Source organism: uncultured Erythrobacter sp. (genome assembly GCF_947499705.1).
Classification (GTDB): Bacteria; Pseudomonadota; Alphaproteobacteria; order Sphingomonadales; family Sphingomonadaceae; genus Erythrobacter.
The window spans coordinates 804,579-829,362 of sequence record NZ_CANMPJ010000002.1 but is presented as its reverse complement, the minus strand read 5'-3'; the positions used below and the strand labels follow the sequence as shown (position 1 = coordinate 829,362).

General features: G+C 62.0%; 26 protein-coding genes. 10 read left to right on the top strand and 16 right to left on the bottom strand.

Features of this window, described 5'->3' with window-relative positions:
• The first annotated feature begins 200 nt into the window (after positions 1–200).
• The gene (locus Q0837_RS16985) at positions 201–1,019 is read left to right on the top strand and encodes a flagellin (protein WP_298471476.1); all 819 of its coding nucleotides are present in this window, start codon (positions 201–203) and stop codon (positions 1,017–1,019) included.
• A 97-nt stretch (positions 1,020–1,116) separates the two neighbouring features.
• Here Q0837_RS16985 and Q0837_RS16980 read toward each other — a convergent pair whose 3' ends face one another.
• Genes Q0837_RS16980 through flgB form a run of 14 tightly spaced genes read right to left on the bottom strand, consistent with a single transcriptional unit; the run spans position 1,117 to position 13,418 of the window.
• Entirely contained in the window at positions 1,117–3,567 is a 2,451-nt protein-coding gene (locus Q0837_RS16980; RefSeq protein ID WP_298471474.1) for an HAD family hydrolase, read from the bottom strand.
• Between the two features lie 46 nt (positions 3,568–3,613).
• Entirely contained in the window at positions 3,614–4,564 is a 951-nt protein-coding gene (locus tag Q0837_RS16975) for a flagellar motor protein MotB (RefSeq protein ID WP_298471472.1), read from the bottom strand.
• 1 nt (position 4,565) lies between these two features.
• A complete protein-coding gene (gene motA / locus Q0837_RS16970) occupies positions 4,566–5,429 on the bottom strand; it encodes a flagellar motor stator protein MotA (RefSeq protein ID WP_298471469.1) in 864 nt (287 codons plus the stop codon).
• Positions 5,430–5,444: 15 nt separating this feature from the next.
• Positions 5,445–6,362 (bottom strand): flagellar biosynthesis protein FlgL, encoded by a 918-nt coding sequence (locus Q0837_RS16965; RefSeq protein WP_298471467.1) that lies wholly within the window; start codon positions 6,360–6,362, stop codon positions 5,445–5,447.
• Between the two features lie 14 nt (positions 6,363–6,376).
• Positions 6,377–7,717 carry a flagellar hook-associated protein FlgK gene (flgK, locus tag Q0837_RS16960; protein ID WP_298471465.1) on the bottom strand — a complete coding sequence of 447 codons (1,341 nt, stop codon included), beginning with the start codon at positions 7,715–7,717 and terminating at the stop codon, positions 6,377–6,379.
• The gene (locus Q0837_RS16955; RefSeq protein WP_298471463.1) at positions 7,717–8,019 is read right to left on the bottom strand and encodes a rod-binding protein; all 303 of its coding nucleotides are present in this window, start codon (positions 8,017–8,019) and stop codon (positions 7,717–7,719) included. Before Q0837_RS16955 ends, flgK begins: the two co-directional genes overlap by 1 nt.
• Complete coding sequence (locus tag Q0837_RS16950; RefSeq protein WP_298471461.1) at positions 8,016–9,122, bottom strand: flagellar basal body P-ring protein FlgI; 1,107 nt, start codon at positions 9,120–9,122, stop codon at positions 8,016–8,018. The genes Q0837_RS16955 and Q0837_RS16950 overlap by 4 nt, the downstream gene beginning before the upstream one ends.
• A 22-nt stretch (positions 9,123–9,144) precedes the next feature.
• Positions 9,145–9,840, bottom strand: a complete 696-nt coding sequence (locus Q0837_RS16945; protein ID WP_298471458.1) for a flagellar basal body L-ring protein FlgH — start codon at positions 9,838–9,840, stop codon at positions 9,145–9,147.
• 13 nt (positions 9,841–9,853) lie between these two features.
• Positions 9,854–10,645, bottom strand: coding sequence for a flagellar basal-body rod protein FlgG (gene flgG / locus Q0837_RS16940; protein WP_298471456.1), 792 nt, complete (start codon positions 10,643–10,645; stop codon positions 9,854–9,856).
• Between the two features lie 27 nt (positions 10,646–10,672).
• Entirely contained in the window at positions 10,673–11,413 is a 741-nt protein-coding gene (locus Q0837_RS16935; protein ID WP_298471453.1) for a flagellar basal body rod protein FlgF, read from the bottom strand.
• Positions 11,414–11,439: 26 nt separating this feature from the next.
• Positions 11,440–12,255, bottom strand: coding sequence for a flagellar hook basal-body protein (locus Q0837_RS16930; protein WP_298471450.1), 816 nt, complete (start codon positions 12,253–12,255; stop codon positions 11,440–11,442).
• 25 nt (positions 12,256–12,280) lie between these two features.
• Positions 12,281–12,655, bottom strand: a complete 375-nt coding sequence (locus Q0837_RS16925) for a flagellar hook capping FlgD N-terminal domain-containing protein (protein ID WP_298471447.1) — start codon at positions 12,653–12,655, stop codon at positions 12,281–12,283.
• Positions 12,656–12,657: 2 nt separating this feature from the next.
• Positions 12,658–13,074 (bottom strand): flagellar basal body rod protein FlgC, encoded by a 417-nt coding sequence (gene flgC, locus Q0837_RS16920; protein WP_298471444.1) that lies wholly within the window; start codon positions 13,072–13,074, stop codon positions 12,658–12,660.
• Positions 13,071–13,418 (bottom strand): flagellar basal body rod protein FlgB, encoded by a 348-nt coding sequence (flgB, locus tag Q0837_RS16915; protein WP_298471441.1) that lies wholly within the window; start codon positions 13,416–13,418, stop codon positions 13,071–13,073. The genes flgC and flgB overlap by 4 nt, the downstream gene beginning before the upstream one ends.
• Before the next feature lie 233 nt (positions 13,419–13,651).
• On the opposite strand from flgB, the gene Q0837_RS16910 reads away from it, so the two are divergent.
• Complete coding sequence (locus tag Q0837_RS16910) at positions 13,652–14,326, top strand: MotA/TolQ/ExbB proton channel family protein (protein ID WP_298471438.1); 675 nt, start codon at positions 13,652–13,654, stop codon at positions 14,324–14,326.
• On the top strand, positions 14,323–14,772 hold the full coding sequence (locus Q0837_RS16905; RefSeq protein ID WP_298471435.1) for a hypothetical protein: 450 nt from the start codon (positions 14,323–14,325) through the stop codon (positions 14,770–14,772). The genes Q0837_RS16910 and Q0837_RS16905 overlap by 4 nt, the downstream gene beginning before the upstream one ends.
• A gap of 13 nt (positions 14,773–14,785) precedes the next feature.
• Here the strand turns inward: Q0837_RS16905 and Q0837_RS16900 are convergent, their stop codons facing one another.
• Entirely contained in the window at positions 14,786–15,826 is a 1,041-nt protein-coding gene (locus tag Q0837_RS16900) for a GGDEF domain-containing protein (protein ID WP_298471432.1), read from the bottom strand.
• A 73-nt stretch (positions 15,827–15,899) separates the two neighbouring features.
• On the opposite strand from Q0837_RS16900, the gene Q0837_RS16895 reads away from it, so the two are divergent.
• The 7 genes from Q0837_RS16895 to Q0837_RS16865 all read left to right on the top strand — a co-directional run bounded on the left by Q0837_RS16895 (position 15,900) and on the right by Q0837_RS16865 (position 21,364).
• Positions 15,900–16,073, top strand: a complete 174-nt coding sequence (locus Q0837_RS16895) for a hypothetical protein (protein WP_298471430.1) — start codon at positions 15,900–15,902, stop codon at positions 16,071–16,073.
• A 34-nt stretch (positions 16,074–16,107) separates the two neighbouring features.
• Entirely contained in the window at positions 16,108–16,653 is a 546-nt protein-coding gene (locus Q0837_RS16890) for a flagella basal body P-ring formation protein FlgA (protein ID WP_298471428.1), read from the top strand.
• 76 nt (positions 16,654–16,729) lie between these two features.
• A complete protein-coding gene (flgM, locus tag Q0837_RS16885) occupies positions 16,730–17,032 on the top strand; it encodes a flagellar biosynthesis anti-sigma factor FlgM (RefSeq protein WP_298471426.1) in 303 nt (100 codons plus the stop codon).
• On the top strand, positions 17,029–17,364 hold the full coding sequence (locus Q0837_RS16880; protein ID WP_298471424.1) for a flagellar protein FlgN: 336 nt from the start codon (positions 17,029–17,031) through the stop codon (positions 17,362–17,364). Before flgM ends, Q0837_RS16880 begins: the two co-directional genes overlap by 4 nt.
• Before the next feature lie 108 nt (positions 17,365–17,472).
• The gene (locus Q0837_RS16875; RefSeq protein WP_298471422.1) at positions 17,473–18,510 is read left to right on the top strand and encodes a transglycosylase SLT domain-containing protein; all 1,038 of its coding nucleotides are present in this window, start codon (positions 17,473–17,475) and stop codon (positions 18,508–18,510) included.
• A complete protein-coding gene (locus Q0837_RS16870) occupies positions 18,507–20,630 on the top strand; it encodes a flagellar biosynthesis protein FlhA (protein WP_298471420.1) in 2,124 nt (707 codons plus the stop codon). The genes Q0837_RS16875 and Q0837_RS16870 overlap by 4 nt, the downstream gene beginning before the upstream one ends.
• Complete coding sequence (locus tag Q0837_RS16865) at positions 20,627–21,364, top strand: sigma-70 family RNA polymerase sigma factor (RefSeq protein WP_298471418.1); 738 nt, start codon at positions 20,627–20,629, stop codon at positions 21,362–21,364. Before Q0837_RS16870 ends, Q0837_RS16865 begins: the two co-directional genes overlap by 4 nt.
• 3 nt (positions 21,365–21,367) lie before the next feature.
• Here Q0837_RS16865 and Q0837_RS16860 read toward each other — a convergent pair whose 3' ends face one another.
• The gene (locus tag Q0837_RS16860; RefSeq protein ID WP_298471416.1) at positions 21,368–24,682 is read right to left on the bottom strand and encodes an amidohydrolase family protein; all 3,315 of its coding nucleotides are present in this window, start codon (positions 24,680–24,682) and stop codon (positions 21,368–21,370) included.
• Positions 24,683–24,784 lie beyond the last annotated feature (102 nt).

The following is a 24,784-nucleotide window of genomic DNA, read 5'->3' as shown; positions in this document are numbered from 1 at the left end:
CGTAGGACCACCTATGAGCGTGCGATTGGGTATCTTGGCCTCGCGCGCATACGCGGGATGCCTCTGATCAAACCTTGCCATCGGGGCAGCGAAATCAGCGCTGAAAATTCATGCCCTTAAACATTCCGGCGGATGGTCGCTCTTAGCTCCAGCAGCTGCGGCCCCTTTCGCACTGCATGGACCAATCGGGAGTTTCACCAATGGCAGTTATCAACACCAACGTTTCGGCTCTTCGCGCTCAGAATGCGAGCGCACAGGCCGGCAACATGCTCGGCGACGCAATGGAGCGTCTTTCGACCGGCCGCCGCATCAACAGCGCCAGCGACGACGCCGCCGGCCTGTCGATCGCGACCGGCTTCACCTCTGACATTCGCGGCATCAACCAGGGCATTCGTAACGCCAATGACGGCATCGCTCTGGCACAAACCGCAGAAGGCGCGCTGGAAGAAGTCACCAACATGCTGCAGCGTGTTCGTGAACTGGCGATCCAGTCGACCAATGGTACGCTGGATGCGGAAGATCGCGGTTTCCTCGACACTGAAGTCACCGAGCTTGCGTCGCAAATCAGCGACATTCTTTCGAACACCGACTTTAACGGCGTCACCCTGTTCAGCACGACCAGCGGCACCGACGTAACCGTCGATATCGCCATCGACGCCGGTCGCAGCGTAACGCTGACCAGCACCGCAATCGACGGCACCAACATTGATGCCGCCGCGCTCGACGTATCTTCGAGCACGAACGCTGCAACCGCGATTACCAATGTGGATGCTGCGCTGAGTGATGTGAACACGGCGCGTTCATCGCTGGGTGCCGGGCAGAACCGGCTCGACTCTGCGATCAACAACCTGACCACGACAGCAGCCAACCTGACCGACGCCCGCTCGCGGATCGAAGATGCCGACTTCTCCTCGGAATCGACCAACCTCGCGAAGGCGCAGATCCTGGGGCAGGCTTCGACAGCCATGCTCGCTCAGGCCAACCAGTCGCAGCAGAACGTCCTTTCACTGCTGCGGTAACTGGACCTCGCCATTCGCCCCGCCGGGGGTTGGCAGGCAAGCCCGGGACCGAAAGGTCCCGGGCTTTTGCCGTTGGTGGATTTGAATTCGGGAAGTTCTACGCAGCAGCCTGGCCGAGCCGCGCAAGTGCCTGACCAGCCATACTGGATGAGCTCTTGGTCGCAGCCTGCGCTTCGCCGCGCAAACGCAAAGGTCGAAACACAATCTCGATCATCTGCGGGTCGCCGTTTCGCGGTGCAGCATTGGGTGTGACGAGGATGAGGGCATTCTCGCCAGTGCATTCATAGATCCCCGGCGCGTGCTCTGCCATGGCATCGAGCTGCGCCGCGATTGGCTCAGGCATGTCATCATTGAGAGCCCCACCCTTGAGCGATTTGATCGGCGAACGGGTAACGCTCTCGATCTCAACCCACTCGCAAGCGGCGCCAATCTGGAGCGCGATTGCCTGACCCGCATCGCCGATCGGCAACCGGGCAGCAAAATAGCCGTCATGGGTCGGCTTGGCTGCGATTGATGTTCGGGAACTGTCGGTCGCTCCGACATACAAAGCGGGGATGCCGATCTGGGCGGGCGCAAAGTCGTCATAGGTCAGCCCCAGCCCAAAGCGCATCTGGGTGAACAGCGAGAGCCGCGTGCTCATATCCTCCTGCGCCAGTTCGGCCGGCAGGAACATGCGCGACGAACCCTTCATGTAGAACAGACCGCGGCGCCGCATCCCATCGTGGGCGTGAGCGGCATCAAACAGCGGAACCATGCGCTCGCTGCCCATATTCACGTCATGTTCGAAACTCTTGACCACATCCAATTCGCCTGGTTGCGGCAAAAACATGAAACGGGCGAGCACGCTCGCCGCCGTCTCGCGCCAGCCGCGCTCACTGTACGGATTGTGGACGCGGATAATTGGCGGATCGAGCGCCGCTTTGCCAAAATCGCAAACACCCGCCTGCACCAATGTACGCACAGCGCTTTGCTTGCCTTTGACTGAGCTTTCCTTGCGGATTGGCTCGCCTTCATCGGAGTAATCGATCACCGATCCTAGCTCGCACGTCGCAAGCTGCTCGATCACAGCGACATTGGTGCACAACGCCTCAAGGAAATCGGGCGCAAAATGGCGCGTATCGATCAGGCCCTTCTTGTCCAGACCGCTCGCGGTCATCTCACGCAGCATCAGGTAACGTCCCGCGACATGCACGTCGAATGCGTCTTGCAACAGGCGATCGACCCGGTTCTGCGCCGATCCATTGTACCCCAGGTCGACCAGCATCAGCGTATCGCCCGGCTGCGGATCGACCGCGGCGCGAACATGCGCGACGAGCCGATCCGCAAAGGCGCGCGAGCGCCTGCGGGTGAGCTTCTGCCGCTGACCTCTGCGCAGTTCATTCAGCAAACGGTGGGCGGCTTCGGACTTCTCGGCATCGCTCTCCGGTTCGCCAACAATGCTGGCGATTTCATCATCGGTGAACAGCATCTGTCGCGCCAGCGTGCCGGGATTGAGCCCGTGTTCGAGCGCGACATGTTTCTCATAAGCTTCGCGCGTAGTGAGTGAAGCAGCAGTGGCCACAAAACGGCTAATCTCGACCCGAGCGGTGCTTTCTGCTTCGCCCGCAATCTGGTGCATCAGATGCGGCAAATGCCCGTCGCGCAGCAGGAACAGCCAATGGACTGTGCCGCCGCGCTCCTCCTCGATCTGTTTCGCCTCATCGCGCAGCCATTGCTCGTAACCATAAAACACCGGCCCCAGCACCGTGTAGCCCAGTGCCTTGGCCGGATCGGTGATCTGCGGTTCGTCCCGAGCCAGCAGCGCGCGGTGCGGTTGAAGCCCGCGAATACTGCCTTTAGTTTCGCCCGCAAGTTGCTGACACGCGCGCTCGAAACGCAGTCGCTGCTTGGCCGCCTCACCGAACTGCACAAGATGCAGCGCCGGGATGCCGAGCGCTCGCGCGCCATCGAGATCGGCTTTGCGATTGTCGCCAATATGCAGAACCTCGTGCGCGCGGCACTTCACGGCCTTGAGCGCCCGCGCAAGCAGACCCTGGCTTTTGGATATTCCTGCGGTCGAGGAAACGATGACAGTGTCGATCAGATCGGCCACTTCAGTCCCCGCAGAGGCCGCGATCAGCTCACGCAGCTGCGCGGCATCCAGATAAGTGTCGCTGACGATGATAACTTTGAGCCCTTGCGCTTTGGCGTTGCGCATCAATTCGACCGTCGGCTCAAACGCGAAACAGGCGCGCGCTTCTGCCGCCAATTCCTCCGCAATCGCAGCTTCGCGGGCAGTGCGGTCCGCACCTTCCATTGCATATTCGTAAATGGCAGGTAGCGCGACTTCGTTGCGCCCTCGCAAGGTCGCTTCGGCTTTGCGCGCGCTGGCCTCACCCGCCATCCGTTGGCGCGGTAGCAAGCTATTCAGTTCGGCAAAAACATCGCTAGGCGCATGACAATCCCGCCACAAAAGCGTGTCGAAACAGTCGAGCGAGAGCACTTTGACGCCGCCGGGCGCATGCTCAAGCGCGCTAGGCAATTCGTGCGGCAGGATCGTGTCGGTCATCGTGCTCTCCATCCAGTGATGGCCAGCACGGCTAAACGGACATGGTTTACGAGGTCGGCTGCGTCTCTTCCGTGTTTTCGCTTAGCTGCGGCGCGCGGCGCATTGGGCGGCCACCAGCGGCACCCGGATCAAGCAGCAGAACCGAAATCCGGCGATTGCGCGGATCGGCAGGGTCGCCCGCAATCAGTGGTTCGCGGTCGGCAACGCCTTCGATCCGGGCAAAGCGGTTTTCGGGAATGGCCTGAAGCATCAGCGCCTGACGGGTCGCCTCGGCGCGGCCCGCTGACAGAGACCAGTTGTTTGCGACAATCCCGGAACGCCACGGCAGCGAGTCCGTGTGCCCACGCACGATCAATTGCGCCGACTGATCCTCCAGCGTTTCGCCGATCACTTCTAGCAAGGTGCGCGCTTCGTTGGTCAGGATCGTCGTGCCCAGAGCGAACATCGAAAAGTCAGCGTCATCGACCAAATCGATGCGAATGCCTTCGGGCGAGCTTTGCACGCGGACTTGCCGAACCAAGTGCCGCACACGCTTCTTCTCCTGCAGACGCTGTTCGATCTCTTCGCGGATCTTCTGCATCTTTTCCGCTTTTTGCTCGCCGCGCCCGCCGCCTTCGACCGGGCCACCTTTGGCAGCGCGCGGGATGGTAATGGCTTTGGTGCCTGTTTGCCCGGCCGCGTTGGGATAATTGTCGACGTCGGTGATGGAGCTGCCGCCCAGCATCCCATCCGAACCCGCGCTCCCTTGCCGCATCTTTACCAGCGTCGGCGTGAAGTAATCGGCGAGTCCTTTGCGCTGGTCTTCGGTGGTCGCGCCGAGCAACCACAGCAGCAGGAAGAACGCCATCATGGCGGTCACGAAATCGGCATAGGCGACCTTCCAAGCGCCGCCGTGATGGCCGCCTTCCTCGATCGTGATCTTCTTGACGATGATTGGCGGAAGCGCTGCCGCTGCAGCAAGGCCTTCACTCGACTGGGTCGGATCAGCTTCCGCCATCTCACTTGCCCCGCATCATATCGAGCAACTCGGTCAATTGCGGACGGTGCGCCGGTGGCAGGCCAGATCGCGCGGCTTCGAGCACGAGTGGCTGAGGATAGCCGTGCAGCGAGGCGATGATCACCTGCTTGATCGAATGGAATATCTGCTGATCGTGGGTGTTCACCTGCTTCAATCGGCTCGCCATCGGTCCGGCGAAACCATACGCAAGCAACACTCCCAGGAATGTACCAACCAGTGCGCCGCCAATCATCTTGCCGAGCACTTCGGGGGGCTCGTTGATCGAGCCCATGGTTTTGATCACGCCCAGAACCGCTGCGACGATGCCCAGCGCCGGGAACGCATCGGCCAGCGACTGAATCGCATGCTGCGGCTCATCCATTTCGTGCAGCTGGGTCTTGATCGCATTGTCGATCACATCCTCGACCGCATGGGTATCGAGCGTACCAGAGGAGACGACCATTAGCGTCAGCGGATCGCAAATCAGGTTGCGGACAACCGTGTCCTTTTGCAGGTTCGGATACTCGCTGAAAATCGCCGAGCTTTCAGGGTCGGTCACATGGCTTTCGAGCGCAACTGCGCCTTCGGCCCGCAGCAATTTCATGAGCTTGCTGCACAGTGCAATCGCATCGAGGTGATCCTGATCGGTGTATTTTGGACCTTTGAAGACCTTGCCAAGCCCGCCGCCAAGCAGCTTGATCTCGTGCATCGAGTTGCCAATCAGCGTCGCGCCGAGCGCTGCCCCGCCGATCATCATCATTTCGAGCGGCAGTGCGGCCAGGATCGGCCCCATGGAGCCGCCCGCAAGCATATACCCGCCGAAAACGAGCACGATTAGAACGACGATACCGATCGCGGCGAACACGGCGGTTACTCCTGATTACAGCGCGTTGAACAAGGTCAGCGAGCTGACGCGGGTGAAGGTGGTCTGCGTCGCTTCGAGCGCGGTCAGCGTCTGTTGCAACCGAGCGATGGTGTCGCCGACATCGGTGTCGCCGATTTCCGAACGCTCCTCCGCAGTAGCGATGGAGCGTTCGAATTGGTTCTGCTGCACGACTTCGACCCATGCGAGGCGCGTGCCGATCACGGTCTGGTTGCGGGTCGAGGCATCAAGTGCAGCATCCAGCCCAGTGAGTGCATCGCGCGCGACCGCCCCCGGATCAGCGGCACCGCCGCGCAGGGCGCTGGCCAGTCCGCTTAGCAAAGCAAATGTGTCGGTCGGCGTGCCGCCAACGTCGAATTCAAACACCTGCGGACCGGTTACCCCGCGCTCGATTTCTGTACCGGGTGCCACTGGCACGGCGCCCTGATCACCGTTGCCGTTATAGGTCACGGTTCCATCAGCGGCGCGAGTGTAGGCTGGCGCGCCAGCGGTCCCGGCGAACAAGGGCTCACCAGTCAGTGTCAGCCCATTGGCGCGGGTGAACAGCTCCTCACTGAGTTGCTCAAGTTCGGCAGCGATGGCCTCGCGCGCGCTCGGCCCATTGGTGTCGCTGCCCGCCTGCGAAGCGAGTTCGCGGGCGCGCGAGATGATCTCGCTGATCCCTTCGAGTTCGGTCGCTGCCGAGGTCAGATCCTGCGAAAGCTTGATCGCGTTTTCTTCCTCGATCTCGCGCAGGCCTTCGCTTCGGGCGATCGCCCGCAGTCGTGCCGCTGCTGCGGGGTCCTGCGAGGCGCGATCAAGCCGCTGGCCGGTTGCGATCTGGGTCTGCAGCGTCTCAATCGAGTCGCGCAAGGCGGTCATCTGACCAAGCGAGCGCTGGTAAAATGCGCTGGTGGAATTGTTGATGATGCTCATCGTCTATCGCCTCCTCAACGCAGGCTCAAAACGGTGTCGAACAGTTCGGCGGCGACTTGAATCACGCGGCCATTCGCTTCGAATGCCTGCTGAAGCCGGACGAGATTGGCAGCCTCGGTGTCGAGATCGACGCCGGTTTCGAACAGCAAAGCCCCCTGCGCGCTTTCGGCAATGGTCGCGAGCGCTGCGCGAGTGGTTTCCTGCCCGGAAATCCGGCTGGAAATGCCGAGCAGCAGCGCGTCCGACCCGGCGACCGGGCCATCGCTCGCACCGATGGCAGCGATCAAGGCGGTGAGATTGGTGGCATCGCGGCTACCGGCGGGCGAGCCTGCCGGAGCGGTCGCAAGGCCATTCGGCGATCCGAGCGCGAGCGCAATGTCCGCAGCCGTCGATCCCGAGAAAAGCGGTTGCCCCGGGCTGCCATCCTGCGCGGCGCCATTGGTCTGCGCATCGTTGGCGCGGGTGATCGTCGACAGAGCGATATCGTCGAGCTGCGCCTGGAAGTCGGCCTGCGCGGTCAGGGCCGCACTTCTGCCTGCCAGCGCTCCGGTTCCGGGTGAAACTGCATTTCCATCGAGATCGAAGCTGGCGGTTCCGTCGCCAGCAAAACTCGCCGACAGCGTGCCTGCGCTGGTTCCATCGACCAGCAACGCGCCGCCGCTGTCGCCAAGCCGTACATTCACAACCCCGCGCTCTTCGAAATCGACCGATATGCCGATTTCCTCAGAGAGTGCAGCAAGCGCTGCATCGCGTTGATCGAACAGGGCAAGCTGGCCCGCAGTATCCGGTTCAGTGCGCGTCAGTTGCTCGTTGATCCGCGCCAGGGTCGCCATCTGGCGGTTGACTTCGTCAACGCCCGATTGAACCTGTGATTGTGCCAATCCGCGCGCATCATCCAATGCGCCATTGGCAAGCTGAAAACGGTCGGCGAGCTGACGTGCACTTTCGAGTGCAACCGTGCGCAGCGCCGGATCGAGCGGATCGCTCGCCAGACGTGTCAGTGCTGCTTCGAAATCGACCAACCCTTCGAACAGGCGCGATTGTTCAAGCGCCGTCTCCGACCCGCGCAATCCGGCCAATTCGGCGTCGGCTCGGGCAAGATCGCTGGTTGTGTTGCGAACCTGATCACGGGCAAGCGCATTGTCCGCGCGCTGAATGTTACCGAGGCTCACACCATTGAATGCCGTGCCGGAATACAGCCCGACCGTCGCGCTGCCGACCAGTTCGGACTGGCTCAACGAACGGCGTGAAAAATTGGCATTGCCGGCATTGGCGATGTTCTGCGCCGTGAGCTCCAGCCCCGCGCGCGCCGCCGCCGCTCCGCTGCGGCCAATGGTGATGAGTGAACTGGGCATTATCCGCCCTCTCTGCCATCAACATATTGCGCGAGCTGTTCCTCGATACTCCGTGCAAACCCGAAGGAGCCCGATGAGGAAGCGATTTCGGCGACGTGTTCGTCGCGCATTTTTTCGAATTGCTGGAGCCCGCCGCCGGTCAACGGCGCATCCTCGGCAAAGCTTGCCGCGCGCGCCGTCTCCAGCATCCGGCGGATCATGATCGCCTCGAAACCCTCGGCCGCTTTGCGCAGCTCGAGACGCTCTTTCGAGAGACCTTTCTCCAGCGGATCGGTGCCGAGAGAGGGAGCTGAAAGGATCACAGCACCACCATCTCGGCTTGCAATGCGCCAGCCTGTTTCAGGCTTTCGAGGATCACGACAAGGTCCGCCGCGCCAACGCCCAGAAGGTTGAGCGCATCGACGATTTCGCTCAGCGAAGCCGCGCCGGGCAGCAAGGCGATATTGCTCGAGCGTTCTTCGACGGTAATGTCGGTCGCTTCCTCAATGGCGGTTTCTCCATTGGCGAAGGGCGCGGGTTGGACGACCCGTGGGTTCTCATCGATCCGGATCACCAGCTTGCCGTGGCTCACCGCAGCGGGCGACAGACGCACCGCCTGGTTGATCACCACCGTGCCGGTGCGGCTGTTGACGATGACGCGCGCGGCGGTCTGCGCCGGGGTCACATCGAGCATCTCGATCATCGCCAGTTTGGCGGCGCGCTCATTGCTTCCGAAAGGCAGCGTCAGCTCGATGCTTACGCCATCGGCGATCCGGGCCATGCCGGGAAACTGGGTGTTGATTGCGTCGCGGACCCGCGAAGCAGTGAGGAAATCGGCCTCGTGCAAGTTGAAGCGCAGAGTGCCTTCGCGGTCGAAACCGGTGGCCACGGCACGCTCGACAGATGCGCCGCTGGAGATCCGTCCGACCGTTGTGACATTGACCGAAACTTGCGATCCATCGCGGCCCGACACGCCGAGCCCGCCGACAGCGACATTGCCCTGCGCCATCGCATAAATCTGTCCGTCCCCACCATAAAGCGGGGTCAGCACCAGCGCGCCGCCGCGCAAGCTACGCGCCTGTCCAATGGTCGACACCGTGATGTCGATCCGCTGGCCGGGCTTCGAAAATGCAGGCAGTTCGGCAGTGATGATAACCGCCGCAGCATTGCGCAGGTTCGGGTTCACACCTGGCGGCAATTGCAGCCCAAGTCGCCCGGAAACCCCGCGCATCGCTTCGGTCACATATTCGAGATTGTCGTCGCCGGTGCCTTGCAGCCCGACGACCACTCCATAGCCGGTCAGCTGGTTGGATCGCAGCCCTTCGAACTGGCCGAGATCGCGGATGCGCTCTGCCGAGGCATTGGTCGGGACCAGCGCGAGGAACAGTGCCGCCGCCAGCGCGAGCCATTTGGAATAGGACATCATCGTCTATCTCCTGCTGCGCGCATCAGAACGGCGAAATGAAGCTGAAGAAGCGCGACAGCCAGCCCGGTCGGCTTGCCTGTTGCACCGCGCCCTTGCCCGAATAGATGATCCGGGCATTGGCGACCTGCGAGGACGGCAAGCGGTTGTTCGCGTCGATGTCGATCAGACGGATGCGGCCCGAAAGCTGGACCCATTCATCTCCCTGACTAAGCGACATCTGCTTTTCTCCAACCACTTCGGCGGTTCCGTTGGGGTAGATCGCCGCGATGGTGACCGCGACGGTTCCGTTGAGCTGGCTCTGCTGTGCGGCATTGCCTCCACCATTGAACGACCCCTGGCCCGCAGCATTAAGGGCATTGGGGTTGAGGAAGCTGAGCGGACCGCTGGTCGGCGGGGTCAGGCCAAGGCTACCGCTGCGATCGGTTTGACCCGTGGTGCTTTTGGACGTGCTCGTGTTTTCGACCAGCACGATGGTGACCATATCGCCGAGAGCGCGGGCGCGGGTTCCGACATACAGGCCCGCATATCCCTGACCGGTCTGGAAGATCGAACCAGCGTTGTCGGATTGCTGCTGCGGCACGGGCGCTTGGGACTGCGATACGGCGACAAATCCGCCGGGAGGCGGCGGCGCGGCGAAGCCAGCCTTGGGTCCGCCGCCCATGCCCATACAGCCGGACAAGGCGACCGCGATAATCGCGAGACAAAGCAGATTTTTCATGAGCCTAGACCCCTCAAAGCGTTTGGTTGGCATTGCGCAGCATCTCGTCGACAGAGCTGACCATCTTGGAGTTGATCTCGTAGGCGCGCTGCGCCTCGATCATTTCGACCAGCTCCTCGACAACGTTGACGTTCGAGGCTTCGAGCATGCCCTGACGGACCTGCCCGCGACCATTCAGGCCAGCGGCGCCGACATCGGCCTGTCCGCTAGCTGCGGTCTCAACCAGAAAGTTGTCGCCGATGGCCCGCAGTCCCGCCGGATTGACGAAGCTGGCAACCTGCAACTGACCCACCTGCACGGCGGCAGCGTTTTGATCGGTGGTGGCGCTGACTGTGCCATCGGGGGCAATCGCGATCGAGTTTGCGCCTTGCGGAATCTGGATTGGCGGAGTCACCGCATAGCCCTGCGAGGTGACCAGCTGGCCTTCGGGCGAAAGCGTGAAATTGCCCGCTCGGGTGTAGCCGATCTGGCCGCCAGGCGGCAGCTCGACCTGAAAGAAGCCGGGACCGTCCAGGGCAATGTCGAGGCTGTTGCCCGTGGTGTTCAGTGTGCCTTGGGTGTCAATCCGACTGGTGCCCATCACCTGCACGCCGGTGCCGAGATTGAGACCCACCGCATAGGCCGTCTGGTTGGTCGATTGCTGACCGGCAACGCGCTGTTCCTGATAGGCGAGCGTCGCGAAGTCTGCGCGGTCGCGCTTGAAGCCGGTCGTACCGATATTGGCGAGGTTGTTGGCGATGACACGCATGCGTGCATCCTGAGCCTCAAGCCCGGTGCGGGCGACGTGAAGGGCGGAAGTGGGCATGGAATGCTCCTTTCAAACGTGTGCGGATCAGCGCAGCGACATCAGGCTTGCGCCCGCTTCGTCGATATCACTGGCGGTGCTGATAATCTTTGCGCGCTGTTCGAACGCGCGCTGGGCATCGATCATGTCGACCAGGGTGGCGGCGGTTTCGACATTGGACATTTCCAAGGCGCCGCTGGTGACCGTGGCGGTGGGGTCGAGGGGCAGAACCCCACCGCCAGGCACCTTCAGGAAGCTGTCGACGCCCTTGGCGAGCGCACTTCCTTCAGATGAGGTGAGTTTGATGCGGTCCAGTTCCTGCGCGGGCTGATCGGGCGCAGCCGGATCGCGGGCGAGGACAGTACCGTCCTTGCCAATGTTGATTTCGAACCCGGCCGGCACCGTGATCGGCCCGGCATTGCCGAGCACCGGCAGGCCTTCGCCGTTTTCGAGCACACCCGTGGCAGTGATCCGCAGATCGCCCCGGCGGGAGTAAGTCTCCCCGCCGCCGGGCGCCTGATAAGCGATCAACGCTTTGCCATCGACCGCGATATCGAGCGGTTTGCCAGTGGGATTGACTTTAGAAGGCATCATATCCGCACCGCGCACCGCGCCGCGTGCCACGGCCCGCGCTTCGAGCGAGCCGCCCCGCAATGTCGCCGGAGTCACCTCGAAAATTTCCTTGCGAAACCCCGGAGTCGAGGCGTTGGCAAGGTTGTTCGCGGTCGCCCTTTGACGATCCATCGCGGCATTCATGCCGTTCAGGGCGGAATAGATCATGCGGTCCATGGCGGGTCCCCGGCGCTAATCAGCGATTATCGCTGAAGGTTGATCACGGTCTGCGAGATTGTGGTCGAGGTATCGATCGCCCGCGCATTCGCCTGGAAATTGCGCTGCGCGGTGATCAGAGCGACCATTTCTTCAGCCAGATCGACATTCGAACGCTCTAGAGTGCCGCTCAGGATCTGACCGCGATTGCCGGTGGCTGGACTGTCATACTGCGGAGCGCCGGATATCCCGGTTGCGCGCCATTTGGTCTGGCCGATTGAGCGAAGCCCGTCTGGGGCGGGAAAGGTCGCCAAAGCGATCCGACCAACCGGGTCGCTTGATCCGTCGGCATAGGAAGCGAGTACAATCCCGTTGCTTTCAATCGTCACGCTAGAAAGGTCGGACCCTGCCGCATTGGTGGTTGGCACAACTGCATCACCTGGTGTCGTGCTCGTCACCGTTCCGGTCGCATCGACCGGAAAAGCCTGCAAACGCTGCCCGCTGGGGTCTTGCAGGTTTCCTGCACTATCGATCTGCATGTTGCCGTTGCGAGTGAAGAACACTTCGTTGGTTTCAGTGTTGCGGGTCGTGAAGAAACCATCACCATCGATCGACATGTCGAGGCTGCGTCCGGTTTGCTCGATCGCGCCGAGCGAGAAATCCTGATTGATCGCCGAAACGGTTGCGCCAATTCCGACCGACAGTCGCGGGTCGCTGCTCGATCCGCTGGTCACGATATCGGCGAACTGCGCGTTGCTTTTCTTGAAGCCTGCCGTCTCGGCATTGGCGATGTTATGCGAGATCACCCGCAGATCGGTTTCGGCGTTCTTGAGGCCGTTCAGAGAGGTGTAGAACGAGGTCATGAAAGAGTTCCTTTCGAGGGTAGGATCAGGTGACTTGTGTGATCGCGGCTTGGGCCGCTTCGGCCGCCTGGGTGGCGGCTTCGGCAGCGGCGGTGGATGCAGCAGTTGCCGCTTCCTGCGCTTCGATCAACGCGTCGAGCTTGGTCGAGATTTCGGTTAGCGAACTGCTCGAATCCGTCTGCGCCTGGAGCGAGGAGAATTGCGCCATCTGCGCCAGCATGTCTTCGTTGCTGGTCGGCTCAAGCGGGTCTTGCAGGGTAAGCTGCGTAGTCAGCAACCGCAGGAAGTCGGTCTGATCCAGCGTCGCAAGCTGGTTCTGCGAACTCATCGTGCTCGGTGCATTCAGCAGATCAATCGCGTTCTGCGTACCGGGCGTCGTGATGGTGTTGGCGGTGTCCATAATCAGTTGCTCCTGAGAGTTTCGAGCATCAGCTGCTTTGCGGTGGTGAGCGCCTGAACGAGGTTCTGGTACTGCCGCGCGCTCTCCATGATCTCGACCATTTCGGCGGTCTCATCGACGGGGGCTTCGAACACGTGACCATCAGCATCGGCGAGCGGATGGCCGGGGTCATAGCGTTTGGTCGGGGCGGTCTGTTCGCGCACCAATCCTTCGCTGCGCACGGTCGCGAGGCCCGACGCTTCATCGAGCTCGCTCGCAAACACGGTGCGTAGGGGACGGTACGCATCCTCCTCGCGGGTCGTCACCGATCCGGCATTGGCGAGGTTCGATGCCGCCGCATTCATCCGCACCAATTGCGCGGACATGGCGCGTTCGGTCACGCCGAACAGGGTCATGCGCTGATCACCGGGCATCGTCATTCACCCTTCAGCGCGCGTGTCAGCGTGTTGACCTTGCCCTGCACGAAGCTGAGCGTGGCAGAGTAGGCCACGGCATTTTCGGTGAAGGCGATCTGTTCGCGGCTCAGCTCAACCGTGTTGCCATCCATCGATGGCATGGTCGGCATTTTGTAGACCATATGCGCGTCGGCGCTGGCATTGGCGCTGCTGCCATCAAGCTTGGATTGAAGCGCCGCGGCGAAATCGATGTCGCGCGCTTTGTAGCCCGGAGTCGCGGCGTTCGCGATGTTCGATGCCAGCACGCCCATGCGCTGCGAGCGCAATTCAAGCGCCGCGCCGTGGATGCCGAATATCTGTTCGTTCATGGCCGATGCCTTTCGTACGAGCCGTGAGAAACCAATGGCCAACAGATTGCAGAAAGCGTGCCAAACGCAGCTACAGCTATGAATTTTCGATATTATTCGGGCCGAGCGAACTGCGGTCGGCAAGCGCTTGCCGCAACCATGCAAATCACTGCCCGATTGGATGCAGCCCACTTAATCTGATCGCGCGCGCGCCGTTCTGAGTTGAGACCAAGCGCAGCTAAGGAATTGCACCCGTGACCAGCACTATCGCCCAGATGCTCGATCCGGGCGCTTTGGCCATCGTGCTTTCGGGCACGGTGATCGCGACTGCGGCGCGCTGCGGCTGGAGCGACATGCGCGAAGCGGCAAGCGCACTTGGATCGCTCGGAGAAAGCCGCTTCGATGCGGACGAAAACCGTGTCGCTCTCGCCCGCACCGTCCACGAAATCGAGGCCAAAGGACCGCTTGGTGCAGAAGCGTCTCTGCCGCCCGACCCTTCGCTGGCGAAAGTGGTCGACGCCTATCTGCGTCATCGTTCGATCGAAGCCATGCATACGGTCCGCCGGGCCGAACGCGCCGCGCGCGAAATGGCTCGCAGCGCCGCCATCCGTACGTTCGAATATGCCGGCGAACTCGCACCTGTCTTCGGCCTTGTCGGAACCCTGTTTGCGATCACGCAGCTGACGCCCGGCGAGAGCGACGTGGTGGGCAGCACAATGGGGGCGATCGCCACTGCGGTTCTGTCGACCTTGTATGGCGTGCTGACCGCACACCTGATCTTCATCCCCTTGGCCCGAGCAATCGAACGCCAGGGCGAGGAAGAAGAGCGAGCGCGAGAGCACTTGATCGAATGGCTCGGCGCGCACCTGCGCGATGAAGAGCTCGTGCACGTGCCGCACATCCAAGAGCTGCGAAGAGCCACGCAATGACCCTGCGCGATGCCAATGGCTGGCAGTTGATCCTGGCGGACCTGTCGCTGATCCTGTTCCTCGTCACTATTGCGGCTCTGGCTGAGCAAACCGGCGAGGAGGACGCTGAGACGCCGGCAAGCGATGCTCGCCGCGAAGCTGTGAACGAGAGCGAGCAGGCGGAAGAGCGCTCTTCGACCACGATTGCCCCCGCGCAGGCCTTGTTCCGACAAACGAACGGTGGACCGACCATCAGCCAATGGCTGGCGCAGCAATCGATTGATCCGCGCGCGACGCTAAGTGTGATCGCAACACATGGGGCGGGAGAAGAACAACAGGTGTGGAGCGCCGCAAAGGCACTTGCCGATCAGGCAAAGACCGGATCGGGTGTCAATGTCCGGATCGTGATTCAGCCTGGCGAGGGCCAAGACCTCTATGCCAGCCTCGCATATGACGCGCCGCAATAGCGCGTTACGACCTTTACTGAACGACGATCTGGTTTCGCCCTGTCGACTTTGCTTCGTAAAGGGCCGCATCCGCGCGTGACAGAGCGCTGCGGCTGTCTGCGTCCTCGGTCACTTCGGCGATACCGCCAGAAAACGTGATCCTGCCGAATGGCTTGCCGGTTTCGCGGTTCATCAGCATCTTTCGCGCCATGACCCGCCGGACGACATCAAGCTTGCGCCATGCAGCGTCCTTGTCGAGACCATAAAACAGCAACACGAATTCCTCGCCGCCATGACGCGACACGAAGCACTCGTCATTCGCGATTTCATTCAGAGTGCTCGCAATCGCCACAAGAATGCGGTCGCCCGCATCGTGGCCATGCGTGTCATTGACTGACTTGAAGTGATCGACATCGCAAAACGCGACCGAGAGCGGTTCGCCCTTGTCGCGCGCTTCGGTGGCAGCCGAGGCGAAACGCCGTTCGAAAGCGCGCCTGTTCGGCAGCTTGGTCAAGTGGTCGACATCCGCTTCGATCCGCGCCTTGGCGAGGTTGGAGCGAAGCTCCTGTGTCTCGGCCTGACTGCGCTCCATCGCGGTTTCGACCTGCTCAATCCGGGCAAGCATGGCGCGCGATAGTTCGATAACGTCGGCCATATCGACACCGCCGACCGCATCATCCTCGATCGACTTGGTTGCGTCGGCGATGGCATTGATCTGTGCGCCAAGTGCCTCGCGCCCGTCGCTGGTTTCATCCTGCGCCGACTTCGCCGTCTGCGTGAACCGCATCAATGAATATTCAAGGCGGTCCATCAACTTCTCAAGCTCGCTCATCCGGTCATTGGTGCCCGGATCGAGCCGTGAAATCGTATCGAGCCAGCGTTGATCGATCGGCTCGCCCGCAATCTCGCGCTTGGCAAAAGCTTCGGAAAGCTGGCCATTCGCGCCCGACATTGCACCGCAAACTGCAGCCATATTGGCGCTGGTCACAGCGAGATCGTGTTTCACGATAAAGGCGGTGATTCGATCCAGCAGCTCGCGACGCTCTTCCATCGCGCGGGAACCAGCCGGTTCCATTGGCGGTGCTTCAGAAGGAGCGCTGTCGGCACTCTTATCGCGAGGTTTGCGGCGGACTAGGCTTGGATACGGCATGGTGCGAAGAGTTCCCGATTTTCTGTTCTCTACGCTTCCGGATTACTGGCTGAACTTCACCAACAGCCTTCCTGCGACCTTGCGAACAACCCCTAGTCGGCACGAATTGTCGGACAATCTGATCGCACGGCAAACGCTCCATACACGCTTTGGCATGCCGCTTGCTTCGTGAGTGCCAATCGAAACGCGTGATGGAGGCACACAAAATGCGCTCAATTCTGAACCTATTAGGCTTTACACCGATGGCGATCATCATGTTCGTCCCCTTAGTATCGCCCGCGCTGGCAACGGACGTTCCGGTCGCTTCTGGCTATACCGATCCGGGCGAGATCGACCGCGTCGTCGCCAGTCTTACCGGAGCAGGTGTTGGTCAAATCGGCGGAGCACGCGTTCCGGCGGATCGCCGGTTGCGGCTGGCTCGCTGTGATCAGCCATTGCTGGCGACATGGCACGGCCGGTCCAAAAGCACGGTGCGCGTCGAATGCCCGGCGGTAAATGGATGGCGTATTTTCATCGCCACACGTCCCTTGCCTCAGTCTGCGCAGCCCCAGCGGGTGGTTAAACGCGGCGACCCGGTGACCGTTATTGTGAGAGGCCGAGGCTTCTCGGTCCAACAGACCGGGGAAGCGATGGAAAACGGCGCAATTGGTGACTGGATCGGCATCCGCGTCGCAGCGCGCGGTGCGCGCAACTCCGACCCGGTTCGCGCCCGCATCGAACGACCCGGCCTCGCCATAATTCCGGCAAACTGAATCTTTTTGACGCGCACCCCTTAAACCCACCCGAACCGCGCCGTTCTGGTATTCAGGAATCCACTGGAGACGCACAATGCCCTCTATCGAACTGAGCAAATTGCAAGGCGTGAGCGCCCCGCGATCGCTGTCTGAAAGCGACCGCGCAGCTCTCGATGCGCGCGCCCAATCGCGCACCACATCTACTGAAAACGCTAGCGATAAGCCCGGCGTTTCGATTGAAGTCGGCGCTTCTGTGAGCGCAGGCGAACCGCCCGTCGACGCAGACCGCGTGGCAGAGATCCGCGCCGCTTTGCAGGATGGCAGCTACCCGCTTGTCCCGACCAAGATCGCCGATGCGATGATCGCCGCACGGGTCGGCTTCGGCCTCGCACAATGAACGCCGCAACCACAAACCAGCCTGGTGACGTAACCGGCAATCTGCGGCAAATGATTGCCGTGCTCGAAGAAGAGCGGCAAGCGCTTGCCTCGCTCGACAGCGATGCCCTGACCTGCTCGACGCATGCAAAGGAAGCCTTGTGCGACGCGTTGATGCCAATCGGCCCCGGCGAGTTGAGTGCAGAGGCCCGCGCTCTCGCGCAAACCGCGCAGCAATTGAACGAGGTCAACCGCCGCGTGCGCAACCTGCTCGCTGCCAATGTGGCCGCTCGGCTTGAAGCACTGGGCGGCACCCCGGCAACCTACACACCCGCGCATTTCGCCTCGGCCTGATCTCAGCCATTAACCACGAAACACGGTTTGGCACGCCCATTGCTTAACTTGTGACACTGCGCCCGTCAGCGGCGCGCTTGATGCAACAGGCAAGATGATGGGCAGACAGTGAGCAACCAACCACTAATCACCAATGGTCCCGTCGCCGGTTCGATGATTACCGGTGCCGCGCGCCAGATCGCCCGCGCGGACGGCGCGCCGCCTGTCCAGCGAGCAATCGCCGATGCCGCGCGCCAGACCTCAGTCGACTTCGATTACCTGCTCGCCCAGGCCGAAGTCGAATCCGCAATGAACCCCGAAGCCAAGGCCCGCACATCGAGCGCCACCGGCCTGTTTCAATTCATCGAAAGTACCTGGCTGAACACCATGAAGCGGCATGGGGATCGTTTTGGCTTGGGCGATGTCGCCGCGCAGATTGGCACAACGCGCAGCGGCTCCGCCTACGTCGCCGACCCTGCCCAAAAGCAGGCGATCCTGGCGCTCCGCAAAGACCCGCAGATAGCTTCGCTGATGGCGGCCGGCCTTGCCGAAGACAATCGCGCGCATTTGATGCCGATCCTGGGGCGGCAGCCCGATCACGGTGAACTCTACCTCGCCCATTTTCTGGGTGCGGGCGGCGCGGGACGGTTTCTGTCCGAACTGTCGCATGACCCGAATCAGAGCGCGCCCGACCTGTTCCGCCGCCCGGCGGCCGCCAATCGCGGCATATTCTACGAACGCAGCGGTGCGCCGCGCAGCCTCGCCGAGGTCATGAATGTGATCGATGGCAAGATGAGCCGCGCGCTTGCCCGTGCAGATGATGCGGGACCGGGCGCGGGCCTCGGCGGCTATTCGCAAAGCCCCTATGCACCCTCGCCCTACACCGTCGCCGCAATCACTCCGTCACCTTACATTATCGCCGACGAACAGGTGTTCGAACCGGGAAATCCGCCAGCTATCACCGGGTTCAATCGCCCGGTCATATCACCCCGCGCCACACTGGCTTCAGCGACGCCGGTCACCGCCAATTCGCCCTCAGCCCGTCCGGTCTCCATGTCGAACCTGCTGCGAGCCACTTTGGGTGGGGAGGGAACGCAGCAACTCAGCTCCGAGGGCAGCGCGCAGGTCAAACGCGCCTATGACCGGCTGAAAGCGCTCGGACTATGAGCGCCGCGACCATGACCGACAATCTGCGCGGCGTACCGGCCGCGATGGCTCTGCCAATCGGCATCTTCGCGCTATTCGCGCTGATGGTGCTGCCAATCCCGACCGTGATGCTCGACGTATTTTTCGTGCTCAACATCGCGATCACGGTCGCGGTTCTGATGGTAGCGCTCAATGTCCGCCAACCGCTCGACTTCTCGGCATTCCCGTCGGTGCTGCTGTTCGCCACGCTGCTTCGCCTCGCGCTGAATGTGGCCTCTACCCGCGTCGTGCTGGTCAATGGCCATGAAGGCGGCAACGCGGCGGGGGAGATAATCGAAAGCTTTGGCCAGTTTCTGGTCGGAGGCAATTTCGCGGTCGGTCTGTTCGTCTTCACGATCCTGCTGATCATCAACATGATCGTCATAACCAAGGGTGCGGGCCGCGTGTCGGAGGTTTCTGCCCGGTTCGTGCTCGACGCTTTGCCCGGCAAACAGATGGCCATCGATGCCGATATCGCCGCAGGCCTGATCACCGCCGAAGAAGCGCGCGAGCGACGGTCCCAAGTGACAGTCGAAGCCGATTTCTACGGGTCGATGGATGGTGCGTCGAAATTCGTGAAGGGCGATGCGATTGCTGCGCTGCTGATCCTGGCAGTCAATGTCATCGCCGGATTGGCGCTCGGAATGATCAGCCACGGCCTTTCCGCCGCTGAAGCGGGCGAGCTCTACATCACGCTGGCCGTAGGCGACGCGCTGGTCGCTCAGGTTCCTGCGCTGCTGCTCTCCATCGCCGCCGCAGCTATCGTCACCCGCGTTTCGGACAAGCGCGATCTGACCGGGCAGATTGGCGGGCAATTCTCCGATCCGCGCGGGTGGCTACCGGTCGCCTTGATCTTGCTCGCAATCGGGATGGTTCCAGCCATGCCGCAGATGATCTTCTTCCCCGCCGCCGCGATCGCCGGGGCAATCTGGTGGGGACTGCGCCAGCACAAGGCGCGCCCGGTCGAAGAGAAAGTGCAGGAAGAGGAAGTTCCGCCCGACCGGATCGAACTCGCCGACGTGTCCGACCAGACATTGGTGACAATCGAGCTGGGCTACGGCCTGGTCCATCTGGTCGACAAAGCCAAAGGTGCGCCGCTGCTCACGCGGATCACCGGCATTCGCAAACAGCTTTCGCGCGATCTGGGTTTCGTGCTGCCGCAATTCCGCATCCGGGATTCATTGGATACCGGCGCGCAGGATTACTCTGTACTCGTGGGCGGTGTGACCGTCGCCAGCGGCTCGGTACGGCCCAACAGATTGCTCGCCATCGATGCGGGCGATGTGCGGACTGGACACGGCCTGACGGGCGAAGCGACCCGCGACCCAAGCTTCGATTGCCCGGCAATCTGGATCGATCCGGCGGCGCGTGATCATGCCGTGGCCGAGGGCTTCATGGCGGTCGACCCCAGCACCGTCATCGCCACCCACGCCAATCAGGCCTTGCTTGCCCAGAGCGACCAATTGCTCGGCCCGGAGGAAGTTCGCGACCTGCTCGATGCGCTCAAGGAACGTGCACCCGCACTGGTCGAAGCCGTCCATCCGGAACCGCTTTCGCTTGCCGCGATGACGCGCATTTTCCGTGCGCTGATCGCCGACGGGATCGGCCTGTCTCACCCGCAACCGATCTTCACCAGCCTCGCTCTGGCGCTCCAGAAGACGCAGGACTTTGATGCGCTGATAGACGCCATCCGCACCGATCTGGGCGCAAAGCTCGTCGCGCGGGTCTGCTCATCCGGCGAGTCGCTCAAAGTCGCTACGCTCGACGCGGGCCTCGAAGCCTCGATCCTTGGCGGCATGGCTGATCCGGGCACTGGGCAACCGCTGATCGAACCTGATTGCGGAGCGATGATTGCGCGCAAGATCAACGAATTCATCGCGGAGGCGGATGCCCCGATTGCCTTGATCGTGCAGCCGCCCGCGCGCCGATCGCTGACCAATTTCCTCCGCCAACGCGCCAGCCGCTGCCTTGTCCTGTCGATCAACGAATTGCCCGCGACGCAGGCTGTCGAAGTGGTCGGCGTAATCGGCGCGGAAGATCCAGCTCTAAAACCGGCGCCCGAGACAATCACACCGCCCCTTGAGGGAGAAATGGCGGCATGAAACACGATCCAACCAGCTTTGCGGGCGCGAATCCCGTCGCTTACAGCAACGCCTCGCACGCCGAGGTGGAGGACCGCGTCCGCCGGTTCCTGCCGATGGTCCGCCGCGCCGCGTGGCATGTCTATGGCATGGGCCGCGAAGGACTCGAAGTCGAAGACCTGATCCAGGCAGGCGTCGTGGCGCTGACCGAATGCGCGCAAAAGCACAATGGTCCGGGAGAGGACGGTTTCGCCGCCTATGCCAAGATCCGCGTGCGCGGGGCGATGCTCGATCAGATCCGCAAATTGCTCAATGACACGCGCACCGCCAGAAAACGACGCGCTGCCTATCAGCGGACACTCGACAGTTTGCGCCAGCAGACCGGCCACGAACCCAGCCGAGCGGAAATCGCCAAGGTGATGGGGATCAGCGATGGCGAGCTGCTAGAAATCGAAGCGTCGGGCGTCACGATCTCCTCGATCAGCGATGAGTATGACGATTCCAACACCGCCTTCGCCGCAGAAGAGCCGGACCCCTTCGCGGTCCTATCCGACATGGAAGACCGCGAGCGGTTGATCCGCGCGATGACCGAGCTGCCCGACCGGTTGAAACTGGTGCTGCAACTGTTCTTCGTCGAGGAAATGAACCTGACCGAGATCGCCGCCGTGCTCGAAGTCAGCGTCCCGCGTGTCCATCAGCTACGCGCCAAAGCCCTGAAAGACCTGCGCGCGCTGATGGAGGCGGAAGAAGCCTAACCGTTATTGGCTGCCCCCGTCGGAATGGCCTGCGCCGTCCGCATGGGCAGCCGCTTCGGATCCGACCGCGCCGTTCCCGCCATTGGCCTCCCACCAATAGGGCAACCGCTCGGCATCGCCGGTCTCAACCTCGTTCATGGTCTTGGCATCGTAAAGCCGCCCGCCGAGCATCACGCGGTCGATCTTGTCGGTATCGCGGATGTTCGCGCTTGGATCGGCATTCAGTACCACCAGATCAGCTAGCTTACCGACTTCGAGACTGCCGACATCCTTTGCCATGCCAAGCGATTCCGCTGGCCAGATCGTTGCCGTCTTGAGCGCTTCGACCGGGCTCATCCCGCCGCGTGCGAAGCTCCAGATTTCCCAATGCGCATCGACGCCTGCCTGCTGGCCATGCGCGCCGATGGAGACCTTCACGCCGCGGTCAGCGAACTTCTTGGCTTCGCGTGCGGCATTGTCATCGACGAACGCCCAATCGGGAGCCTTGGTGCGCCGAGCCGTACTGGCGAGCAGCACCTTGGGCGGGGTGTGGATCATCAGCGGGTGATCGAACACGTCGGTCGCCTGCCGCCAGTATGGATCGCCTGCGAGCCCGCCATAGGTGACGTTGAGTGTCGGCGTGTAGTTTGAGTTAGACTGGCTGAAGAATTGCAGCACATCTTCGTAGAACACATCGCCCGGCACATTGTGCTCAATGGTCGAATTGCCATCCGCGATCAGGTTCATGTCCATCCCGAAAAGCGATCCCCCCTCGGCCACAACCAGCATATTCTCCTCGGCAGCCGCGCGCGCGACCATCTGGCGTTGTTCGCGCCGGGGCTGGTTGTAGTTCTTCACCGAGATGCCGCCCTGCGCCTTGATCCGGCGGACATGGGCAAGCGCATCGTCGTAGCTATCGATCCGCGCATAGACGCTCGGTGCCTTGGCGCCGTAGATGATCTCCCCAGTCGAGAAGATGCGCGGGGCGAGCAGCTTGCCCGCCTGCTGGCGCTCGGCGGCTGCGAAGATCAGGCTCGCGCGGCTCGACGGATCGTGGATCGTCGTCACGCCCATCGCGAGGTCCTGAATTAGCCGCCAGTTCTGTTGCGGGATCAAGTCGCCCGTCCCTTGCGGGCCGTGGGCGTGCGCATCGACGATGCCGGGCATGATTGTCTTGCCGCTGGCGTCGATGGTTGTGGCGCCGCTCGGCACACTGACTTCACCTGCTGGACCGATTGCGGCAATCCTGTCGCCTTCGATCACGATCACGCCATTTTCGATTACGCCAGCATCCTGCTGGTCGAGTCCCGCCGCCATTGTCAGAATGCGCGCGCCGGTGATTGCGATGGTTCCGGTCGGCTTGTCCGCACGCACCGTCATCGCCAGTGAGATACCGCCTTCGGGTGGCTCATAGCCGCCCTCGTCATCCTCACCCTTGGGCGCGTTGCGGAAGAAGCCTGCGACATCAGCGGTCTGCAATTTCGGGCCGATGGACCAGAACAAGGTCCGTCCGCCATTGGCCCAGCCGAGATAATCCGCACCGCCGACCGAAACCTTAGTCACCGGCAGCGATCCGCCCTTTTCGCTGACATTCACCGGCTTGCCGCCGGGCAGCAGCGGCATGGCAAACACTTCGTAGTTCTGACGGAAAGCGACAGTCTTGCCATCGGGCGACACGCGGAAATCGTTGGCGAGTTCGCCGCTCGCATGGGTGCGCTTGGCCTCGCCGCCGAGATCGCTTGAAACCAGCGCCAGCTTGCCGCCTTCATTCATGGTCATGAACAGCCGGTCGCCATCGGCACCGAATTGCGGGTTGCCGCCGCTGCGGCTGACCCGAGTGGCTGCACCGCCGCGTGTCGGCATCACGTAGATGCCGGTGTTTTCCGAGTATTCGGGCGAGGTCAGATAGCCGCCGGAGCGCTTTTCAAAAGCGATCATCGAGCCGTCGGGCGAGAAGGCCAGGTTGGCGTAATGGCCCGGCTGTGATGATACCGCGCGTGCATTGGCGCCATTGGCATCGGCGACCACGATCCGGCCCAACGCATCGTCGGACCATTCGACCCACGCCAATTGCGAGCCATCGCGGCTGAACGCCGGGAACGCTTGAACCGTATCACCAGCGGCGGTCAATGGGCGCGGCGCATCGCGGCCGCGTGCCGATCTGAAGTGTAGCCGACCAAGGCTTTCGAACACGACCCGGCTGCCATCAGGCGCAAGCATAGCGAATTTCGGCATGTTGGTGACGAAGCGTTCCGGTGCGACGTCGATCTCCGGATGCGGCGCGTCGGCGATGCCTCGGGTGTCGCTAATCGAAAACGGGATCACCGCATGGTTTGCTCCATCGCGGTCCACCCGGTTGAGCTTACCACCCGCCCAGAACACGATGCTGCGGCTGTCCGGCGTCCAGTCCATATTCGGATAGACCCCGGTCACCGCCCAGGTCTCCTGCACATCGAGATCGAGCGCGCCGTAGATCATGCGCTCCTTGCCGGTGGCGATTTCCTTGATCCACAGCTGCGAAGTATCCTTGTCGCGGCGGACAAAGGCGATCTCGGTCCCGTCAGGCGATGGCGCAGGACGCACCGCGCCGCCATAACCATCGACCGCAGTGGTCACTTCTCCGGTTTCCAGATCGTGTTTCTCAATCGCAAAGATCCCGGCATTGGAATCCTGCGCATAGATAAACTGGTTCCCGCCGGTTGTGTTGCGGGTGTAGTAGATCGCACTGCCATCAGGCGAAAAGACGGGTTCGCCCAGCTCCTTTTGCAGGCTCTCGCTCGCGCGCTCGACCACCTGCACACCGCCCCCGCCGGAGACATGGTACATCCAGATCTCGCCGGTCCCTAGCGAGCGTTGGGTGGTGAAATGCTTCTTGGCCGCAATGAACTCGCCATCGGGCGACCATGTCGGTTGGTTCAACAGGCGGAAGCTTTCCTTCGTCACCTGCCGCTTGTCAGACCCGTCGCGGTTCATCACCCAAATATTGTCGCCGCCGCCGCGATCCGAAGTGAAGGCGATGCGTGATCCGTCGGGAGAGAAACGCGGATGCACTTCCCAAGCCAGCCCCTCGGCAATGCGCGTGGGCGTGCCGCCGGTGATCGGCAGGGTGTAAATGTCGCCAAGCATGGTGAAGGCGAGCGTGTTTCCGTCGGGCGCGACGTCGACATCCATCCACGTGCCTTCGTCGGTCTGGATCGGGACCTGCTCGATAGTCGCGCCGCGCGGAGCCTCGACGTCCCACTTCTCGTCTGTGTCGTCCTGCGCAAGCGCGATGGACGGCATCGCGAGCATGGAGCCTGCTAAAAGGGTGCTTACGAGTTTCGGCGAAAAGCGGCGCATGAGTCTCTCCCTGTGTTGGAACGAGAGACTAGCGACGCGAAAGGATATTGCTAGGGCTGTGTGCCTTCAGAATCCAGCCAATCGAGCCAATGTGGCCGGAGA

What these genes read in the sequence shown, in the direction of transcription:
- Q0837_RS16930 (WP_298471450.1), bottom strand. Translation starts at nt 12,255, where the DNA reads ATGACCTCGTTCTACACCTCTCTGAACGGCCTCAAGAACGCCGAAACC.
- flgB (WP_298471441.1), bottom strand. Translation starts at nt 13,418, where the DNA reads ATGAACGAACAGATATTCGGCATCCACGGCGCGGCGCTTGAATTGCGC.
- flgC (WP_298471444.1), bottom strand. Translation starts at nt 13,074, where the DNA reads ATGACGATGCCCGGTGATCAGCGCATGACCCTGTTCGGCGTGACCGAA.
- Q0837_RS16860 (WP_298471416.1), bottom strand. Translation starts at nt 24,682, where the DNA reads ATGCGCCGCTTTTCGCCGAAACTCGTAAGCACCCTTTTAGCAGGCTCC.
- Q0837_RS16900 (WP_298471432.1), bottom strand. Translation starts at nt 15,826, where the DNA reads ATGGAACCGGCTGGTTCCCGCGCGATGGAAGAGCGTCGCGAGCTGCTG.
- Q0837_RS16935 (WP_298471453.1), bottom strand. Translation starts at nt 11,413, where the DNA reads ATGGACCGCATGATCTATTCCGCCCTGAACGGCATGAATGCCGCGATG.
- Q0837_RS16985 (WP_298471476.1), top strand. Translation starts at nt 201, where the DNA reads ATGGCAGTTATCAACACCAACGTTTCGGCTCTTCGCGCTCAGAATGCG.
- Q0837_RS16880 (WP_298471424.1), top strand. Translation starts at nt 17,029, where the DNA reads ATGAACGCCGCAACCACAAACCAGCCTGGTGACGTAACCGGCAATCTG.
- Q0837_RS16965 (WP_298471467.1), bottom strand. Translation starts at nt 6,362, where the DNA reads ATGAGCATCATCAACAATTCCACCAGCGCATTTTACCAGCGCTCGCTT.
- Q0837_RS16925 (WP_298471447.1), bottom strand. Translation starts at nt 12,655, where the DNA reads ATGGACACCGCCAACACCATCACGACGCCCGGTACGCAGAACGCGATT.
- Q0837_RS16980 (WP_298471474.1), bottom strand. Translation starts at nt 3,567, where the DNA reads ATGACCGACACGATCCTGCCGCACGAATTGCCTAGCGCGCTTGAGCAT.
- Q0837_RS16975 (WP_298471472.1), bottom strand. Translation starts at nt 4,564, where the DNA reads ATGGCGGAAGCTGATCCGACCCAGTCGAGTGAAGGCCTTGCTGCAGCG.
- Q0837_RS16950 (WP_298471461.1), bottom strand. Translation starts at nt 9,122, where the DNA reads ATGATGTCCTATTCCAAATGGCTCGCGCTGGCGGCGGCACTGTTCCTC.
- Q0837_RS16865 (WP_298471418.1), top strand. Translation starts at nt 20,627, where the DNA reads ATGAAACACGATCCAACCAGCTTTGCGGGCGCGAATCCCGTCGCTTAC.
- Q0837_RS16890 (WP_298471428.1), top strand. Translation starts at nt 16,108, where the DNA reads ATGCGCTCAATTCTGAACCTATTAGGCTTTACACCGATGGCGATCATC.
- flgK (WP_298471465.1), bottom strand. Translation starts at nt 7,717, where the DNA reads ATGCCCAGTTCACTCATCACCATTGGCCGCAGCGGAGCGGCGGCGGCG.
- flgG (WP_298471456.1), bottom strand. Translation starts at nt 10,645, where the DNA reads ATGCCCACTTCCGCCCTTCACGTCGCCCGCACCGGGCTTGAGGCTCAG.
- Q0837_RS16870 (WP_298471420.1), top strand. Translation starts at nt 18,507, where the DNA reads ATGAGCGCCGCGACCATGACCGACAATCTGCGCGGCGTACCGGCCGCG.
- Q0837_RS16945 (WP_298471458.1), bottom strand. Translation starts at nt 9,840, where the DNA reads ATGAAAAATCTGCTTTGTCTCGCGATTATCGCGGTCGCCTTGTCCGGC.
- flgM (WP_298471426.1), top strand. Translation starts at nt 16,730, where the DNA reads ATGCCCTCTATCGAACTGAGCAAATTGCAAGGCGTGAGCGCCCCGCGA.
- Q0837_RS16905 (WP_298471435.1), top strand. Translation starts at nt 14,323, where the DNA reads ATGACCCTGCGCGATGCCAATGGCTGGCAGTTGATCCTGGCGGACCTG.
- Q0837_RS16895 (WP_298471430.1), top strand. Translation starts at nt 15,900, where the DNA reads ATGGTGCGAAGAGTTCCCGATTTTCTGTTCTCTACGCTTCCGGATTAC.